31 protein-coding genes are annotated in these 14910 nt (G+C 64.7%); 19 read left to right on the plus strand and 12 right to left on the minus strand.

Annotated features, from left to right (window positions below; translation table 11 throughout):
- Positions 1–36 precede the first annotated feature (36 nt).
- The 16 genes from NV348_RS24905 (at position 37) to NV348_RS24980 (ending at position 7669) form a co-directional block, all read left to right on the plus strand.
- Entirely contained in the window at positions 37–318 is a 282-nt protein-coding gene (locus NV348_RS24905; protein ID WP_447149006.1) for a hypothetical protein, read from the plus strand.
- The gene (locus NV348_RS24910) at positions 311–517 is read left to right on the plus strand and encodes a hypothetical protein (protein WP_447149007.1); all 207 of its coding nucleotides are present in this window, start codon (positions 311–313) and stop codon (positions 515–517) included. The genes NV348_RS24905 and NV348_RS24910 overlap by 8 nt, the downstream gene beginning before the upstream one ends.
- Positions 518–519: 2 nt before the next feature.
- Positions 520–777: a hypothetical protein gene (locus NV348_RS24915; RefSeq protein ID WP_447149008.1), complete on the plus strand. Its 258-nt coding sequence runs from the start codon at positions 520–522 to the stop codon at positions 775–777.
- Positions 777–923 (plus strand): hypothetical protein, encoded by a 147-nt coding sequence (locus tag NV348_RS24920; RefSeq protein ID WP_447149009.1) that lies wholly within the window; start codon positions 777–779, stop codon positions 921–923. Before NV348_RS24915 ends, NV348_RS24920 begins: the two co-directional genes overlap by 1 nt.
- A 73-nt stretch (positions 924–996) precedes the next feature.
- Entirely contained in the window at positions 997–1521 is a 525-nt protein-coding gene (locus tag NV348_RS24925) for a hypothetical protein (RefSeq protein WP_447149010.1), read from the plus strand.
- 75 nt (positions 1522–1596) lie between these two features.
- Positions 1597–1986 (plus strand): hypothetical protein, encoded by a 390-nt coding sequence (locus NV348_RS24930; protein ID WP_447149011.1) that lies wholly within the window; start codon positions 1597–1599, stop codon positions 1984–1986.
- Positions 1987–2026: 40 nt separating this feature from the next.
- Positions 2027–2470 carry a hypothetical protein gene (locus tag NV348_RS24935; RefSeq protein ID WP_447149012.1) on the plus strand — a complete coding sequence of 148 codons (444 nt, stop codon included), beginning with the start codon at positions 2027–2029 and terminating at the stop codon, positions 2468–2470.
- 19 nt (positions 2471–2489) lie between these two features.
- Complete coding sequence (locus tag NV348_RS24940) at positions 2490–2831, plus strand: hypothetical protein (protein ID WP_447149013.1); 342 nt, start codon at positions 2490–2492, stop codon at positions 2829–2831.
- A gap of 5 nt (positions 2832–2836) precedes the next feature.
- Entirely contained in the window at positions 2837–3145 is a 309-nt protein-coding gene (locus NV348_RS24945; protein ID WP_447149014.1) for a hypothetical protein, read from the plus strand.
- Between the two features lie 5 nt (positions 3146–3150).
- Positions 3151–3411: a hypothetical protein gene (locus tag NV348_RS24950; protein WP_447149015.1), complete on the plus strand. Its 261-nt coding sequence runs from the start codon at positions 3151–3153 to the stop codon at positions 3409–3411.
- 56 nt (positions 3412–3467) lie between these two features.
- The gene (locus NV348_RS24955; RefSeq protein ID WP_447149016.1) at positions 3468–4358 is read left to right on the plus strand and encodes a hypothetical protein; all 891 of its coding nucleotides are present in this window, start codon (positions 3468–3470) and stop codon (positions 4356–4358) included.
- A gap of 36 nt (positions 4359–4394) precedes the next feature.
- Positions 4395–4961 carry a hypothetical protein gene (locus NV348_RS24960; RefSeq protein ID WP_447149017.1) on the plus strand — a complete coding sequence of 189 codons (567 nt, stop codon included), beginning with the start codon at positions 4395–4397 and terminating at the stop codon, positions 4959–4961.
- 3 nt (positions 4962–4964) lie between these two features.
- Positions 4965–5114, plus strand: a complete 150-nt coding sequence (locus NV348_RS24965) for a hypothetical protein (protein WP_447149018.1) — start codon at positions 4965–4967, stop codon at positions 5112–5114.
- Between the two features lie 87 nt (positions 5115–5201).
- Positions 5202–5819, plus strand: a complete 618-nt coding sequence (locus tag NV348_RS24970) for a hypothetical protein (RefSeq protein ID WP_447149019.1) — start codon at positions 5202–5204, stop codon at positions 5817–5819.
- A gap of 163 nt (positions 5820–5982) precedes the next feature.
- Complete coding sequence (locus NV348_RS24975; RefSeq protein WP_447149020.1) at positions 5983–6897, plus strand: DNA-processing protein DprA; 915 nt, start codon at positions 5983–5985, stop codon at positions 6895–6897.
- A gap of 148 nt (positions 6898–7045) precedes the next feature.
- A complete protein-coding gene (locus NV348_RS24980; RefSeq protein WP_447149021.1) occupies positions 7046–7669 on the plus strand; it encodes a hypothetical protein in 624 nt (207 codons plus the stop codon).
- A gap of 53 nt (positions 7670–7722) precedes the next feature.
- Here NV348_RS24980 and NV348_RS24985 read toward each other — a convergent pair whose 3' ends face one another.
- The gene (locus tag NV348_RS24985; protein ID WP_447149022.1) at positions 7723–8460 is read right to left on the minus strand and encodes a helix-turn-helix domain-containing protein; all 738 of its coding nucleotides are present in this window, start codon (positions 8458–8460) and stop codon (positions 7723–7725) included.
- A gap of 460 nt (positions 8461–8920) precedes the next feature.
- Between NV348_RS24985 and NV348_RS24990 the strand changes: the two genes are divergently transcribed.
- Together NV348_RS24990 and NV348_RS24995 are read left to right on the plus strand one after the other, a co-directional pair.
- A complete protein-coding gene (locus NV348_RS24990) occupies positions 8921–9121 on the plus strand; it encodes a hypothetical protein (RefSeq protein WP_447149023.1) in 201 nt (66 codons plus the stop codon).
- A 19-nt stretch (positions 9122–9140) separates the two neighbouring features.
- Positions 9141–9350 carry a hypothetical protein gene (locus NV348_RS24995; protein ID WP_447149024.1) on the plus strand — a complete coding sequence of 70 codons (210 nt, stop codon included), beginning with the start codon at positions 9141–9143 and terminating at the stop codon, positions 9348–9350.
- Between the two features lie 9 nt (positions 9351–9359).
- On the opposite strand, the gene NV348_RS25000 is transcribed toward NV348_RS24995, so the two are convergent.
- Positions 9360–10127 carry a helix-turn-helix domain-containing protein gene (locus NV348_RS25000; RefSeq protein WP_447149025.1) on the minus strand — a complete coding sequence of 256 codons (768 nt, stop codon included), beginning with the start codon at positions 10125–10127 and terminating at the stop codon, positions 9360–9362.
- 369 nt (positions 10128–10496) lie between these two features.
- On the opposite strand from NV348_RS25000, the gene NV348_RS25005 reads away from it, so the two are divergent.
- Entirely contained in the window at positions 10497–10730 is a 234-nt protein-coding gene (locus tag NV348_RS25005) for a hypothetical protein (RefSeq protein ID WP_447149026.1), read from the plus strand.
- Between the two features lie 230 nt (positions 10731–10960).
- Here NV348_RS25005 and NV348_RS25010 read toward each other — a convergent pair whose 3' ends face one another.
- The 10 genes from NV348_RS25010 to NV348_RS25055 all read right to left on the minus strand — a co-directional run bounded on the left by NV348_RS25010 (position 10961) and on the right by NV348_RS25055 (position 14885).
- Positions 10961–11755, minus strand: coding sequence for an exonuclease domain-containing protein (locus tag NV348_RS25010; protein ID WP_447149027.1), 795 nt, complete (start codon positions 11753–11755; stop codon positions 10961–10963).
- Positions 11755–12108, minus strand: a complete 354-nt coding sequence (locus tag NV348_RS25015; protein WP_447149028.1) for a dATP/dGTP diphosphohydrolase domain-containing protein — start codon at positions 12106–12108, stop codon at positions 11755–11757. Before NV348_RS25015 ends, NV348_RS25010 begins: the two co-directional genes overlap by 1 nt.
- Positions 12105–12287, minus strand: a complete 183-nt coding sequence (locus NV348_RS25020; RefSeq protein ID WP_447149029.1) for a hypothetical protein — start codon at positions 12285–12287, stop codon at positions 12105–12107. Before NV348_RS25020 ends, NV348_RS25015 begins: the two co-directional genes overlap by 4 nt.
- A 9-nt stretch (positions 12288–12296) precedes the next feature.
- Positions 12297–12509 carry a hypothetical protein gene (locus NV348_RS25025; RefSeq protein ID WP_447149030.1) on the minus strand — a complete coding sequence of 71 codons (213 nt, stop codon included), beginning with the start codon at positions 12507–12509 and terminating at the stop codon, positions 12297–12299.
- Positions 12506–13057 (minus strand): helix-turn-helix domain-containing protein, encoded by a 552-nt coding sequence (locus NV348_RS25030; protein WP_447149031.1) that lies wholly within the window; start codon positions 13055–13057, stop codon positions 12506–12508. The genes NV348_RS25025 and NV348_RS25030 overlap by 4 nt, the downstream gene beginning before the upstream one ends.
- Positions 13054–13296, minus strand: coding sequence for a hypothetical protein (locus tag NV348_RS25035; RefSeq protein WP_447149032.1), 243 nt, complete (start codon positions 13294–13296; stop codon positions 13054–13056). The genes NV348_RS25030 and NV348_RS25035 overlap by 4 nt, the downstream gene beginning before the upstream one ends.
- Complete coding sequence (locus NV348_RS25040) at positions 13293–13568, minus strand: hypothetical protein (RefSeq protein WP_447149033.1); 276 nt, start codon at positions 13566–13568, stop codon at positions 13293–13295. Before NV348_RS25040 ends, NV348_RS25035 begins: the two co-directional genes overlap by 4 nt.
- Complete coding sequence (locus NV348_RS25045; RefSeq protein ID WP_447149034.1) at positions 13565–13936, minus strand: RusA family crossover junction endodeoxyribonuclease; 372 nt, start codon at positions 13934–13936, stop codon at positions 13565–13567. The genes NV348_RS25040 and NV348_RS25045 overlap by 4 nt, the downstream gene beginning before the upstream one ends.
- A 38-nt stretch (positions 13937–13974) precedes the next feature.
- Positions 13975–14271 (minus strand): WhiB family transcriptional regulator, encoded by a 297-nt coding sequence (locus tag NV348_RS25050; RefSeq protein ID WP_447149035.1) that lies wholly within the window; start codon positions 14269–14271, stop codon positions 13975–13977.
- A gap of 167 nt (positions 14272–14438) precedes the next feature.
- Positions 14439–14885 (minus strand): single-stranded DNA-binding protein, encoded by a 447-nt coding sequence (locus NV348_RS25055; protein ID WP_447149036.1) that lies wholly within the window; start codon positions 14883–14885, stop codon positions 14439–14441.
- Between the last annotated feature and the right edge of the window lie 25 nt (positions 14886–14910).

A 14910-nucleotide genomic window follows, 5' to 3' on the forward strand; every position in this document is an offset into this window, starting at 1 on the left:
GACCAGCCGACATCACCACCAGACAGGGAACCCCGCATGATCGAGGTGACGCTGACCGAAACGGTCAACTACCACTCCACATACACCCGCGACGAAGTCGTGTACCTGCTCACGACGCACGGGAAACGCGCTCCCTACCAACGCTTTCCGGACGCCGCGCTGGCCACAGCATTCAGTGACTTGCTCAACGCTGGCGTGTTCGCGGTGACCGACCTGGTCAACAACCGCGGCGAATCGCAATCCGAGGTGATCTCCACCGACTACGCCGTCGCTGGAGGGCCTCCGGTGGCCGCGTCGACAGGGCGTGCGCATGGCTGAGCGATGGATCGCGACGGCGCCGGGAGTCTCGGTGACCTTCACCCTGGCCGAGACCGATCAGACTCCGCTCGCCGAAGCGGCGCGACGCGTTCTGGCCCGCCGTCGCGGCGTGGCCGTCGAGGACCTGGCCGTGACCTTCACTGCCATCGAACCCGCCAATGACACCGCGCGAGCCCTCACACGACCGAAAGGCGCCTGACCATGGCATTTGCCTACATCCAGGAGGGTGGAGCCTCCGACGAGTTGTACCTCCACGTCTGGGATACCGAAGACGAAGCCGACGCCGGCCGCCATGACTGCGCCGTAGACGGTAGCTACCGCACAACCGGCGTAGTGGAACTCCCCGACGAGATCCCGGACGGTCTGCTCGAGGCCTTCGAGGAACTGCTGGGGATGACCGGCGACCTCGAGCACTACTACAGCCAGGACCACGACGACACCGACGAGGACGACAACTGATGGAACACCTCGACATAACACCCCACGTCCCCGGCGTCGTTCGGTTCGCCCGCCAAGTCCTCAAGGAATCGCCCGCAGACAGCCAATCCGCCGAGGCCGCCCGAAAGATCCTGCGCGAGTGCGGCGTCGAGCCCGACGAGAACTGACCACCACCTGCCACTCCACCCGCCGACAGGTCTGTCGGCGGCAGCCCACTCCAGCAATGAAAGAGAGCACATCATGACCGCCCCAGCTTCCGGCTTCCCGGTGGCCTTCGACCCGTCGATCAAGGAACTGGCCCTCGACGAACTGAACAACCGCATCCAGGCCGGCACGAAAGTGATGGTCGCGATCGAAGAAGTCGCCGACCTGCTCGCACCGCACGGCCCGGCGAAGGGCACCATCTACGGCTGGTATCACGCGACGAAGAAGGCCGCGACCAAGACGACCGCGAACAAGCCGCGGTTGAAGGTCGTGCCGCCGCAGGAGCCGCCCAAGGTCGACCTGACCGCGTTCGGCGAGTCTGTTGCCCGCCCCCTGCGGAAGGAGATCACCACCCTCGAACAGCAGGTCAGCGCGCTCAAGGACCAGATCGCCGCGCGAGACGCCCGGATCAAGGATCTGGAGTCCGGACCGAAGTCATCGCGAACAATGACGGTCTCGCAGGCAGATCTCGACCGGCTGGCCACCCTCGAGGCTGAGAACGCGGCGCTGAAAACCAAGCTGAGCCATATGGAACCGCTGCTGACCGCCTACATGAAGTAGGCCCCACGCACACCACCCACCCCGCGGGCCGAACTGGCCCGCGGGGTTATCTGTCCTGCCCGAAAGAGGAACCCCATGATCCATGTCGTTGTCGACACCATCAACGGCACCACAGTGAGGATTCGTCACCGTGACGGCCGCACCAGCAAACTCGTGATCACCGAGTCGGCGCCGCGCGTGGAATTCGACATCACGCCAGCCGACGCCGAGCGCACGACGGTGCAGCTGAACGGCCAACCGCTACGCCCACCATCACCAACCCTCGATGCCGCGCTTGCCCAGTTCCTCGCCGCGTGGAACGACGGCTGGCTCGCTGGACAGGTCGGCCAGCTGTGCACACAGACCGAGATCGCACCGCTAGTCGATCTGTACGAGAAGGCCGAAATGCGCGCCACCGCCCAAATGTGGTCCGCAGCAAAGGAATCCGGCCACACATCCGATGACGGCGAGACCGCCGGTCTATGACGTGCACGATCTCGACCTGCACCAACCGAAGGAGACCACGATGATCATCACCCAGGTCTGGGAAGCCGACAGACTGCCGCCGGGGGCCGTGCTGGTACCGCTACGCGACGGCGCAGCCGCGCTGCAATACCTCGACGGCGTATGGGTTGTAGTCGGCGAGCTGCATCCAGTGGAACTGGACCAGTGTGAACACCTACCAGCCAGGGCGTTCAACGTTCCAGGATCCAACGAGCACGCCCAGCCCGCTGAGAAGGCGGCCAGGATCGTCTTCGCAGAAACCACCAAGTACGCGATGCAGATCCCGTGGCGAGTACTGCTCGAGGAACTCGGCATCGACCGCGACGACGCCGAGGTCACCGTCGACGACCTCAACAACAGCATGGCGATCGACGCGCTCCTCTTCGACGCGGTCAACCCCGACTGCGCGGACGGCAGCGACCGCAAGGTCATGTCCATCGAGGCCATCACTGTCCACGCTCCATAGTCGATCCAGAGGAAAGACCTTGCCGCTCAACGACATCCTGGACACCGTGGCCCAGAACATGACCGGCAGGGTCCGCCCCGCCGTCATCCGCCGCACTATCGCGGACCTGCGCCGATCCCTACCGGAAGCGCTCGACGAGGCCGCCGTCGACACAGCCGCGGACTACCTCGCTGCCGTTGGACACCCAGCCATCAGCGCACTGGAAGCCGTCGTCGCAGCATGCGATGCCGCCGCGTCCGGCCACGCAACACCGGAGGTCTACAACCTCGCCGTCGAAGCGAGCGCCGAGGTCGCCCACGCCCTCGGCGTCGACGAGGAGCGCGTGCTGGCCCTCACCACCAACTGGACCACCAGGAGCTAAGCCCGATGAACTCCGCCACAGGTCAAACCATCACCGACCTCATCGGCCGGGTACAGCAGCACCTGACCGCTCTCGACAAGCTCGGCGAGAGCCTCGACGAGCAGAACCCCGACTACCGCTCCTACGACGAAAAGCGGTTCAACGAACTGGAGAACATGCACGGATCGGTCGAAGCACTCCTCGTCGCCCTCCAACAGCATCGGCTGTGCCAAATATGCAGAGAGCCGATCCGCCCACACAGCTGGATACACGAGCACAACGACATCTACTGCGGCACCGGCGATGGCGCATCGGCAGCACCGGCGAGAGGGTGACCTCGGTGGCACCGACCAACCTTGCGGCGACCCGCATGCGCATCCAGAACACCTACGGCGACGGCTACAGCACCGACACCACCTGCTTGGTCTATCTGAACCCTCCCTGCCCGAACGAGGACCTCCCGGAGTGGGCCGAGGAAGTGCTGTTCACCCTGACCGGCACTGGACGCGACGACGACTACGCCGTCTATGAAGTCGAAGTCCTCCACGCACCCGCCTCACTGCCCGGCCTCGCCGGATACCGGTACGAGGGCGGGTACTGACCATCCCACCATCACGCGCCGACGGCACAACGGCGTCCATCGAACAAAGGACACCCATGATCACCAATAACGACATCGCCTTCGACCGACTCGTCCGTGACCTGATCGATCAGTTGCCCGGCTACAACCTCCGCGACAAGGGAACCGAGTACATCGCCGTTCACGAGCACGGCCACGGACTGCGGTTCGTGGACGGCGACGGCAGGTTCGAGCCCGCAGCCGACCGGGGGCGGCTCATCGTCATCCCGCTCGAAACCGTCGGCAGAGACGGATACGACTACAAGCCATTGCGGTCGGGGCGCATGCGCGTGTCGAAAACCAAGTCCCACAAAATCATCCTCGCGGACATCCAGCGACGCGCGATCGTTCCACTGCTCGCCCGGCTCGACCACCTGAACAAGGTGAACGCACGAATCCAGGAACTGGCAGGCCAGGCGTACCAAGCTGCCGAAACATCGCTAGAGCACCTGGAAGGCTGGGGTGTTGAAGCCATGCGAACAAGGCCGACGATCGCACGCACAGTGCCGGCCGACGTACGGCTCGTGAACCGCACGAGCGCCGACAACGTAGATCCAGACAGCGATCCACTCGACGTCGGGGCCTTCTTCCTCAAGGTCAGTCTGGTCGTCGACGTCGAGAAGGGCCCGGCATTCACTGCCGCGCTGCGGAGGTTCCTTGACTCGCGCCCCTGGGAATGCCCGACCTCAGCCCTCGACGCGACCGGCGAGACCGCCTCGAGTGCCGAGATCGCGATCGTCGACGAAGGAACGCTGTTCGAGGCCGCCTTGTTCATCAACGGCCAACCAGTGCCAGCCGAGGTGTATGCCGTCGACGCCAACGCCGACCTCGAATTCGTCGAACGCGCCGTGCCGCCGATCAGCCCGGCATGTGCTGCACAGCTGGAGCAGTACCTCGCCGACGCGGTCACCCACGCCGAGGGCTTGTAGCTGCGCCGCCGATCAATCCACCGATAAGGAGAAACCTTGGGCAACAGCAGCTTCGCGAAGTACGTCCACGCCGTCGCAGCCGAGCTGGGATGGACCGCTGGTGAGGTGACCATCCACAACTGCACGATCAAAGGGCCCGACGTGCAGCGCGTCTCGATCTACGACGGAGACCAGAACCACCGCAAGACGATGACCGGCCGTGTGGCGATCAGCCTGCACAGCACCGTCGACGAGTTCATCCCCAATCACCTGCGACCGCGCCAGTTCACCCTGGCCGCAGACCGCGGGCCCGGAGTCGCGGTGCGCGAGATCCGCAAACTACTGCCCAACTACCAGCATGTGTTGGAAATGGCCCAGCAGGCGCAGGCTGCGCAGACAGCGGCCCGCGCCAACCGACTGACCCTCACCAAGGTCGTCGCGGAAGCCTTCGCCGGACGCATCACCTCCAATGACCCGGACTATCCCGAAGTGCACTTCGACAGCGGCACAGTGAAACTCCGCGGCTCCGACGTCACCTTCACCGTGAAGGTGCCAGCAAGGCGCGCCGCCCATCTCGCCGACATGCTGGCCCTCGCCATCGCCCACAGCCCAGAGGGTGACTGAGCAGTGCCAACTTTCAACGTCCGCGTCGCAGCCGTCGCTCTCATCGACGCGGCAACCAACGAGGACGCGATCCGGCAGCTGCGCACACAGCTGACCGACGCCGGGTTCGAGCCCTTGGAAACCGATGCCGACGCCTTCCTGCACCAGGACTAGCGCGCCGAAGCATCCGCCGACCCAACTTCACACCGACCATCAACGACCAGCCCGCCGCGGCTGGTCGTTCGCATTTGAGGAGACACCATGATCAGCAACGAGCAGCGCGCCGTCGCCGACCAGCTCGCCGCGCAACTGCCCGGAGATTGGACCGCCACGCCGATCGAGTACGGCCTGGGCAGGCACATGGCCTTGGTCAATACGGCCGGCGCCCGTGTGGTTGTCCTCGACGGGGACGCAAAATGGGGGTGGGCCCAGCCGGGCCGTTGGACGTTCGTGGGGCTCAAGGACGGACTCTACGACCACGTCAAGCACAACCAGTGGCCGAACGACATCAACATCGCCAAGTCCAAGCGACCCGCGCTGATCGCCCGCGAGGTTCAGCGCCGCCTGCTCGAGCGGTTCGTCGAGGTCCACGCCGAGGCGCTCGCCAACAAGGCAGCCAAGGACGAGAAGGCCGCAGCGTGGGTGCAGCTGTTGAACGACGTTGCCGCCGCGCTCGGACCCGCCGTCGAGGCACGCGTGTGGGCCGACAACTCACGCCACGGCACGCCGCAGCTCTACTCCCCCCAGGTCCAGGCGGAGGCACACGGCCGCGGCGGGGTGCAGGTGAAGTTGTCGGTCCCGTCTGACCGCGTGGTCGAACTGGCCGAACTGCTGGGACTGTTCTTCACCGCGTCGGCAGCCACGCTCCAGGCTGCCTAGCCATCATCCGTCGGCCGACCTTGGCAACGAGGTCGGCCGACGGCACACCGCAGGAAGGATCGCTATGTTCGGTGCTGGTCACCGGGATTATGGAAGGCTGATGGTGGTACAGACAGAAGCTGTCGCCGCGCCGTGCAATAGTGCATGGGTGAGAGGAGTCGCTATGTCGCCGACCAGGGCAGATCAGGATCGCGCTGCGCTCATTGCGCTCATGCGGATGCAGCCGAAGCGTGCTGAGTGGGCGAAGCTGACCGAGGAGATCTTCGAGGCCGGTATCAGCGCTCTTGAGATGTGGGAGAGGCTCAATCCGCCGGACCTTCTTGGGCCTGGAGAGAACCAAGAACTGCTCGATCAAGCCCTGCGTGACCTTCCCGTGTGGGAGGGCAAGGGATACCGGTTGCACACCTTCCAGGACGAGTCCTACCCGGGCTTACTGCGGTCGGTTCGCAACTTGCCGCCGGTGGTGTTCACACAGGGCCAACAAGTGGTCGACGAGTTGGGAGTATGCGTCGTCGGCTCGCGGGATGTGTCGCCTGCGGGCGCCAAGTATGCCCACTGGGTCGCAGAGAACGCGGCGGATTGCGGACTATCAGTCATTGCCGGGCTTGCGCTCGGGGTTGACACGGCAGCGCACGAAGCAGCGTTGGCTGTAGGCGGCCGGACTGTTGCGGTGTTGGGCAACGGCCTAGATCACGTTTATCCGAAGGCCAACGCTCGATTGCAGTCCGAAATCGCTGACCGTGGCATGCTGCTGACGCATTTTCTACCTGAGTACACGCCGACCAGGTGGTCGTTTCCTGCGCGCAACGTGACCATGAGCGCGATCGGCTTGGTCACGGTGATCGTGGAAGCTGGGGAGAAGTCCGGCACCCGCATCCAGGCGCGCGAGGCCAACCAGCACGGCCGCCCAGTCATCCTGGCGAAGGCTGTTGCGCAAGGCACGTCGTGGGGTCGCAAGCTGCTGGAAAGCCCGGGTGTGTCGGTGGCTGACTCGCCTGACGACGCAATTCATCAGGTGCAGCAAATCGTGCGGCAGCGACAGACACTGTCGAAGTGGCTGACCGATGCCGCCTCATGACATAGCCCCCTATCTGCTGTACATCGAGCAGAACCTCAGCGCTACCTACCGGAACACCTACATAGAGGGCGTATGCGCGGTGTGCCGCGGACCGGCACGTGACGAGCTGTGTTATCGCTGCGCAGGTCATCGGAACTCGTTCGGAGACATGCTTCTCGATCAAGCCGTGCCGCTGACATACGCCCAGGCGTATCGCGAAGACTTCCGGCAGCCTGTCCATGATCTGTACGCATACAAGGGCGCGCCACCTGCGACGGAATCGCTGCTACACCTCGCTGTGATGGTCGGCGCCGCTGCGGCTAAGCACATCGGGTGTATCCGGCAGGTTCTGGGCGGAGGCACGGGTTGGGGTGGACTGACCTTCGTCCCTTCGCTGAGAAGGCCTGACGCTACCCATCCGCTGTCCAAGGTCACCGACTTCATGGTGTCAACAGCCGGCCTGGATTCGGTGCCTCGCGTCAAGCTTGTGCCCAACAACATGGGAAACGGCCGGACGCTGACCGTCGACCGGTTTGTGGTTGATCCGCAGTCCGTGGAGACGGTGGACGGTGCTGACGTGCTGGTGGTGGAGGACACCTGGGTAACCGGCACGAATGTTCAGGCTGCATCGCTAGCGTTAAAGCGCGCAGGCGCTCGGTCCGTGACTGCGGTATGCCTAGCGCGCTACCTGCGGGCAGACTGGGCCGATCACGCCCAGCTCTGCCACACACTGGATCCGTATCCATACGACCCTGGACGATGCCCCGCCGGAATATGCACTCACTCAATGTAAGTCGATTCGGCTGCGCTACCTGGCGCGGTGTCCCCGAACACCGCGGGCCGAGGTCAGGCTGCTACTGCCACGTCGTCTGGGAGTGGGATGAGGCGGTAGCGGTGCCAGGTATTGATCGGGAATTCTGGCTTGTCGATGCGGACGATGTACCGGGCCTGGTCGCCAGAGGCTGAGCGCAGGGCGATCACGTCACTGTCCGCGCCGGGATCGGGCGGGAAGGTGTTCCAGAACTGCTCCCATCTGGGGACCGCGGCGCACCGGTCGACGATCCTGGCGAACCCTTGAGCGACGTCGCCGTTCGGCTTCACCGCAAACCGCACGCTGTGGACCAAGCCGTGGGCGAATGTGGCCCACTCGGGAAGCGCTAGGGGCGCCCGAGGGTCGAGCATGACCCATTCGACGACGTTGCCACCGGCCGTCAGCCCGGGGAACGCCTCCTCGAACGCGTCGTTGCAGGCCACGACGTCGAACAGTGGCCACTTCATCAGCGCATGAGGATGCGGGCTGGTCTGGAGGTCGATGATGTCGTGAGCGTGCGCGGTGCCGTAGTCCCGTGGTCCTCGTTTGCGCGCTGAGTCTAGGAGTGTTGGGTGGGCGAGTTTGACCAGGAACTCTCGCGTTCGCTCGTCGACGTCGAGTGCGTCGAACAGGTTGGACAGGGTGTCGAGCTTGATCTGCTGGGTGCCGCGTTCAACTCGGCCGAGGTACTCGTGCGAGATGCCAGCTTTGCTTGCGGCCTCTTTCAGGGAGAGACCGAGGAGCTCGCGACGCCCCCGGAGGTACCGCCCCATTTCGTGCTTCAACTTAGGCTTGCCTTATTTTGCTGGGTCCATTCCCTTTTTGATGGACAGGCAAACCTAACCTAGCCCATGGTTTTGGGTGGGAATTTCCTGAATGGATCAGGAAAATGGCCTCTGACATGCGGTTTTGCGCTTCAAGTTGCCCCTATTGTGATTTGCATCGCAAACGCCAAACAATGGTCATTCCACAATGGAAGGAGGAATTAGCCTTGCTTAACTAAGGCGCGCCTAACCGGGGATCCCGTATTTATGCGGGTTTACGGGGTGGAACCTGTTTCAGAATAAATGGAAATGATCTCCTAAGGCAAGCCTAAAGAGGTATTGCCCATATTGGAAGGAGGGCTCATGTGTAACGGCCAGCAGATTCTGTCCGGTGATGCATGTGTTGTTTCCGGTGGGGGTGGTGTGCGTATTCTGTGCACGGCATCGCGCCATGGATTGAGGGAGAACAGTGGCAACGATCATTTCCGACTACCGCCGGATGACCCGCGGAGACCGCCGATCGCTGGTGGTCATGTTGCTCAAGGCGCGCCGCGAGGTCGATGTCGAACTGGTCGATGCCAAGCGCGAATACGACGCTGCGAAGGCGCGGGTGGAGGCACTTCAACAGCGCCGCAACGACATTGAGCACTCGCTGTCGTACATTGACTGAGGATCGAAGAGGGGTGCACATGCAGCATCGGAACCATCAGATCATCAGCGACGGTCATCGCTCATTGGTGCTCGTCGCTGGCCGACCTGTCGGCAGCTTTCAGCAGCTGGGTGCCTCGGCGTGGATGTTCACCGCCTGCCACTTCGCCGAAGGTCGCGAGGACATCTTCGTCGGGACCGACTTCGCCGAAGGGGTTGCGGAGCTGGTTCGCGTGGCAACCGGGGACTGAGGCTCCCGCTCACGAGGAGTCCTCGATGCTGTCGGGGTGCGCCTCCTGCCCTGCGGCTGGGGTGAGGATTCCAAGCCGCCAATGCAGGCGCGAGGTGGACTCGGACCGGTAGTAGCGCTGGTGGTAGTCGGTCACTACGCCGGTGTCGACGTCGCGAAGCGAGATCATCTCTGCTGCCGAGCGAGGTGGCGTCACGGGGGTGGAAAGCATCCGTGACCAGTGGGGATCGTGCTCGCACGCCTTCTCGATCCGGGTGAACGCATCGGCGTTCTCCCACTCGGGAGCGTTGTCGAGCAGGTAGGACACGGCCAAGTGGGTGTTTCGCTGCCAGTTCACCATCACGATGCGCGCCACCGGCTCGTTGAACAGCCAGGTCACCCCGTTCATCCCGGCTGTAAGGCCGGGAGCCACCCGCTCTGCGTGGCGATTCAGAGCGATGACGTCCCAGCTGCTGGCGTCGAACACCGCCGCCGGCATGTTCATCAGCTCCAGCTGTGCCTGGTCGGCGGGGGTGACCTCTGCTGGCAGGGTGTTCTGGCCGGGGTCGGTGAACAGCTGTGGCCATGCTCGTCGGGTTAGCTCGATGCGATGTCGCGCGGGGATGTGCAGGGCGTCAGCGATCGCCCCGAAGTTCGCGAACGACAGGGCTAGCGTGCCTTGCTCGATCTTGCCGAGGGTGTCGGGCTTTATCCCTGTGCGTCGCGAAACTTCAATGCGACTCAGGTTCATGGAAATTCGCAAGTCTCTCAGGTACGGCCCGAGCCCGGGGTTCTTCATTTGTGTCATTGTTAGGCGAGCCTTTCTCGGTCCACCTCGCGTGACAGATTTGTTAGCTCCAACTATTTGACGTACCCACTCAGCGGAGGTGATGCTAGGACAGATTTGCAGTTTGATCGAACTGTAATTCTGATGAGACCGAAGGGGGACACATGAGCAGCGTGTCGCATGTCAAATCGGAACGTGTATCGACTATGGGACACCTTTCCGTCACCACAACACTGGTACCAGGTGGTAAGGCGCCGTACCAGACAGTGGTGCGCGGAGGGCGTTGGGACGGGCGCGAACAACGGTGTATTTCACGCCGCTGTGCAATGGCATGCCATGTCCGTATGTGTCGCGACGTCGGGATCCCAGTGAGGAGCGATCGTGAACTATCGAGTGCCCCGAAACAAGTGGCAGCAACGCAAAAAGGATCAGCAGGACTGGGAAGCTGCGCAGCGGGCGCGCCAGAACTTGGCCGAGGAGGCCGAGGAGCTGGCGAACGAGGCTGAGGCCGCGTTGGCATCCGGCGACGGGTTCGAGGCCAGCAGGCTGATGAACCTCCGGTTCGGAGCGCTGGGCGCCCGTGCCGAGATCGGCTACCGAGGTCTGGGGCTGTAGATACATCGAGGGGGCGAGCTGGATCGGCTCGCCCCCTCGGTTCCGGCCCACCATGTGTGCCTCCGCCGGGGCTTCAGATCGCCACCGGCCGCTATTCAGTTGTCGATATTCAGTTGTTCCGCCCGTGAGGGCGGGATGCTCCCACCATCTGGGAGCGGTGCTCCCACGTCTGGGAGCCAGAGCCTCACAAGTCCGGCTCGAATCGAGCGTATAGCCCGGTCAGAGGGCTGTCACGACGTTCTCGCAACGTCAACGATCGAGCGAGTTGCTCGTTGCAGCGGCCAGCTCGAGTTCACTGCTGCGGCCTTGCTCTCCAGCTCTGCGGCCGACTCCAGGATCTTCTCCACGCGCTGCCGCTTCTCTGCGGCCAGGCCCGCGAACCGCTGCCGAAGCGCCTCTGCCTGGTCGCGGTACCAGCCGGTCTGCATCTGCATCAACGCAGCGCCGTTGAGCCGTCCGATCTCCGGGAAACGGCGGCCCAGAACCCACGCCAGCCGGATCGCGGCCAAGGTGTCAGCGTCGGCAGTGTGCGCGGTCCCCATAGTCAGCCCGTAGTGGCGCACCGCGTCGGTGAGGCGACGCCGACCGACCCTGTCGGGATCGCTGGCCCGGTCGATCACCAGCGGATCGACGAGCAGCCCGCCGGCAAGAGGCTCCATGCCCAGCCGGGCCAGCTCGCAGGAGATGATCGTGACGTCGTAGGCCGCGTTGTAGGCGGCCATCGCCCGGCCCTCACGCCACGCCGCGTTGAGCGCATCGCGAATCTGGCCGAGGCCCAGCGCGTAGTCCATGCCCTCGGCAACGGCGCGCTCGGTGGTGATGCCGTGCACAGCCGCAGCCTCGGCGGGGATTTCCACGCCCGGGTTGAGCAGCCAGGTCCGCGTCGATACCTCGGTGCCGTCGACGATCATCACGCACGCGGTCACGATGCGTTCCCGCGTGGGGTCCAACCCTGTGGTCTCGGTGTCGAACCCGCCCAGTGGCAGCGTGATCCACGGGCGATCGGTCCAGGTCCGATGCTGCATCATGCGGGCTCCGCTGGTCCGATCGGGCGGTCGTCGAAGCCGCGGTGCATGCGCATGAACTCCGCCAGCACCAGGCAGTGCCAGGCGGCGGAGATGACATGCGGGACACCGGTTTCCGGGTCATAGTCCTCGCCGCGCCAGAACGCCCACGCGTGTCGCATCATCGCGTCGAACGATAGTGACCAGTCGAATCCGCGGCGCCAGTTGTCCGCGGAGTACTTCTCGGCGCCCTTGCCGCACAGCTCGGCCAGATCATGCAGCGGCACCGCAGGGATCAGGCCGTAGCGGTGAATCTTGCGGCCCTTCTCGCCGCCGGTCGCGCTGGTGACCCGCACCTCCTCGCGCGCGTTCACCACAGGAACTGGGCGGCGTAGACGGCGCCGGTCAGGACCGAGGCGACGGTGTAGGCGCACACGATGCGCCACGTCACGAGTGCAGCCCGCTCGCAGGCTTTGTCGTCGCCGACGATGCTCACCAGGCAGATGGTCGATCCGATCAGCGCGCCGACGAAGATGATCAGCAGGTCGTACACGATGGCTCCCTAGTACTCGATAGTGATGTCGGTGTCGGCTGGTAGCGCGACGATCTCGTTGCCGTGTGGTCCCTTGATGCGCAGCCGCACGTAGCTCTGGAGGTGCTCGACCTCGAACAGCAGGCCGCGGCGGCGTTTGCGCCGGGCGGGATCGTCGTAGGCGATCAGGCAGCCGAAGAACTCGCGTGTGAGCCCGGACGCGGGCCGGATGGTCAGGCTCATGCCGCCCCTCGCTGGTATGCGCGGATGGCCTGGGAATGGGATATCCGCAGGATTCGGGCCAGTGAACTGACGTTGAGTCCCCACGACGGATGGGTCATCGCCGCTGCGTAGGCCTTGCGCTGCCCGTATGGCACCTTGACTGGCTGGCCGGCGATGAGCTGTTCGATCAACGCGGTGTCGATCTGCGGCGGCGCGGGCGGTTCGACCGGAAGGGCCATGATCCGCGCGGCAACATCGGCCGCGAATCCCTGGGTGTCGCGACGGTTGACGATTCGCGAGATCGTCGACACCCCGACGTGGGCGGCCTTGGCGAGCTGAGCCTGGGTGTGGCCGAGTCGGAGCAGCTCCAGTACCCGCTCGTGCAGGTGCTCGCCGCTATAGCGGCGCACCGTCATTCGCAGGTGCTCGATCGCGAGGTAGACGTGAGGCAGCAGTGCGGCAGCGTCGGAGCGGAATTCGCCGGAGTCGGTGTTGAACGGGGTGTGCGAGAGTGCGCGGTCGGCAGCGGTGATCAACGCGTCGAGTTCGACGACGGAGTAGTCGGTCACAGGGGGTCTTCCTCGTCGTAGATGGCGTCGATCTCCGCGGCCAGCAGCGCGGCCAGTCCGGTGGCGTTGTGGTAGGGCAGGTCTGAGGACGCGGCGACTTCGTATCCGGTCCCGGGTCGCTCGCTCGACACTCCGGCCGAGATGAGAACCCACTCGGTGGCAAGCACGCCGGGGTGAAGCGCGGCCATCCAGCGCTGGATCGCGGCGTCGACCTCGGCAAGCTGGGCAGCGCGGCTCACGGGGTGCTCTCCTTGCAGATGTGGTGGGCCATCAGCGTTTGCTCGTCGGCCGAGGCCAGGCGCTCACGCAGCCCTTGCAGAAGCAGCTCCCCGCACGACGGGCACTGGTAGGCGACACCGTGCTCGGTCAGCTGCGGCGAGGGCGCTGTGGCGCCCGAGGTCGCCGGGCGTGGCGGGTTCGGCGCGGCGCCGGTATTGAACGATTCGCGGGTCACGGTCATCACCGGCAGACTGAGAATTCGCACGGTGGTGCGCACGTAGAGGATGTTCATGGGCGGACCAGACTGCTCGCGTGTGAGCTGATGAAGATGACGGTTCGGGGGTTGGCGCGGTCGAGTTCGATCACGCCGAACTGGGCGGTGCAGTGTGAGTCGTCGACCCAGGCAACGCCGTTGCCGGCGTCGAAGACGTGCTTGAGCAGGTTGTCGACGTCGACGCGGCGGCGGGTGGAGCGGTAGAACTCGCATCCCACCGCCAGGTTGCCGGTCAGCGGCGCGGGCAGCGTCGCGCGCAGGATCGCAGCGGTCGATGCTTCGGCTTCGACGTCGGCAGGATGGGTGTATCTGCGGCCGTTGCCCAGTCGGGGCCGCCGCTTGGCGACTGGTTCGCCCGGAATGGTGATGACGTAGGTCGGTCGCATTAGCGATCGCGCTGCCTCGCCTAGCCGTTCTGGAGTGTTCACAGGCGCAGCCCGTCAGCGATGCGCTCCAGCTGGGCCACGGCGCTGCGGTGGAATCGGGTGCTCGGTGTCTGGGGAACCGGAACGCCTGCCCAGACCATGCCGCCGATGTTGTAGCGGTCGAGCAAGGCATAGGCGGCGCATTCTCGTTTGGTGGTGCAGCCGCCGCAGGCGCGTTCGAGGTTCTCGGCTTGTCGGCCGCCGCGGTTGTCGGAAACGTAGAGCGCGAACTCTGCGGCGGTGCGCGAGGTGCGGCACTTCGCCCGGACCATCCAGTCCCGGCTGTCGCTGGGCACGAGTGATTCACTCCATCTCGGTGATGTGGGTGACCCGCCAGCCGCAGCTGCGCCTCCCGGGAAGGTTGCAGACCGGGTCGTGGGCGCGCTTTCAATTCCGCACTCGGGCGCAGGGGTTCCCGGTGGTGCGGTGATGTTGACGGCAGGCGGGTCAGGGGGAAGGCGGTCTAGAAGGGCGGGGCGTCCTCGCCCGCGCTGGCATCCGAACCCCAGGGGTCGCCGGATCCGCTGCGGGAACCGCCGCCGCCCTTGGCCGCCTTGGTCACCTTGGCCGTGGCGTACCTGAGCGAGGGTCCGACCTCGTCGACCTCGAGTTCCACCACGGTCCGCTTTTCGCCTTCCTTGGTCTCATACGAGCGCTGCCGTAGCCGCCCGGAGACGATGACGCGGGCGCCCCGCACAAGGCTCTCGGCGGCATTTTCGGCAAGCTCGCGCCAGGCATTGCACCGCAAGAACAGGGCCTCGCCGTCTTTCCACTCGTTCGAGTTCTTGTCGAATACTCGCGGAGTTGCAGCGACAGTGAAATTCGCGACCGCCTGGCCGCCGCTGGTGAATCGGAGTTCCGGATCGGCCGTCAAATTGCCGATGACCGTAATTACGGTTTCGCCTGCCATTTCGGCGGGGCTCCTCTCTTTCTGC

This window comes from Nocardia fodinahabitans, from assembly GCF_052983615.1.

Bases quoted from the DNA above. Each gene is read 5' to 3' on its own strand.
- NV348_RS25025 (WP_447149030.1), bottom strand. From the start codon at position 12,509: ATGAGCCTGACCATCCGGCCCGCGTCCGGGCTCACACGCGAGTTCTTC.
- NV348_RS25055 (WP_447149036.1), bottom strand. From the start codon at position 14,885: ATGGCAGGCGAAACCGTAATTACGGTCATCGGCAATTTGACGGCCGAT.
- NV348_RS25045 (WP_447149034.1), bottom strand. From the start codon at position 13,936: ATGCGACCGACCTACGTCATCACCATTCCGGGCGAACCAGTCGCCAAG.
- NV348_RS24970 (WP_447149019.1), top strand. From the start codon at position 5,202: ATGATCAGCAACGAGCAGCGCGCCGTCGCCGACCAGCTCGCCGCGCAA.
- NV348_RS25000 (WP_447149025.1), bottom strand. From the start codon at position 10,127: ATGAAGAACCCCGGGCTCGGGCCGTACCTGAGAGACTTGCGAATTTCC.
- NV348_RS24980 (WP_447149021.1), top strand. From the start codon at position 7,046: ATGCTTCTCGATCAAGCCGTGCCGCTGACATACGCCCAGGCGTATCGC.
- NV348_RS24905 (WP_447149006.1), top strand. From the start codon at position 37: ATGATCGAGGTGACGCTGACCGAAACGGTCAACTACCACTCCACATAC.
- NV348_RS24995 (WP_447149024.1), top strand. From the start codon at position 9,141: ATGCAGCATCGGAACCATCAGATCATCAGCGACGGTCATCGCTCATTG.
- NV348_RS25010 (WP_447149027.1), bottom strand. From the start codon at position 11,755: ATGCAGCATCGGACCTGGACCGATCGCCCGTGGATCACGCTGCCACTG.
- NV348_RS24930 (WP_447149011.1), top strand. From the start codon at position 1,597: ATGATCCATGTCGTTGTCGACACCATCAACGGCACCACAGTGAGGATT.
- NV348_RS24975 (WP_447149020.1), top strand. From the start codon at position 5,983: ATGTCGCCGACCAGGGCAGATCAGGATCGCGCTGCGCTCATTGCGCTC.
- NV348_RS24920 (WP_447149009.1), top strand. From the start codon at position 777: ATGGAACACCTCGACATAACACCCCACGTCCCCGGCGTCGTTCGGTTC.
- NV348_RS24915 (WP_447149008.1), top strand. From the start codon at position 520: ATGGCATTTGCCTACATCCAGGAGGGTGGAGCCTCCGACGAGTTGTAC.
- NV348_RS24910 (WP_447149007.1), top strand. From the start codon at position 311: ATGGCTGAGCGATGGATCGCGACGGCGCCGGGAGTCTCGGTGACCTTC.
- NV348_RS24925 (WP_447149010.1), top strand. From the start codon at position 997: ATGACCGCCCCAGCTTCCGGCTTCCCGGTGGCCTTCGACCCGTCGATC.
- NV348_RS24935 (WP_447149012.1), top strand. From the start codon at position 2,027: ATGATCATCACCCAGGTCTGGGAAGCCGACAGACTGCCGCCGGGGGCC.
- NV348_RS24955 (WP_447149016.1), top strand. From the start codon at position 3,468: ATGATCACCAATAACGACATCGCCTTCGACCGACTCGTCCGTGACCTG.
- NV348_RS25040 (WP_447149033.1), bottom strand. From the start codon at position 13,568: ATGAACATCCTCTACGTGCGCACCACCGTGCGAATTCTCAGTCTGCCG.
- NV348_RS24985 (WP_447149022.1), bottom strand. From the start codon at position 8,460: ATGGGGCGGTACCTCCGGGGGCGTCGCGAGCTCCTCGGTCTCTCCCTG.
- NV348_RS24945 (WP_447149014.1), top strand. From the start codon at position 2,837: ATGAACTCCGCCACAGGTCAAACCATCACCGACCTCATCGGCCGGGTA.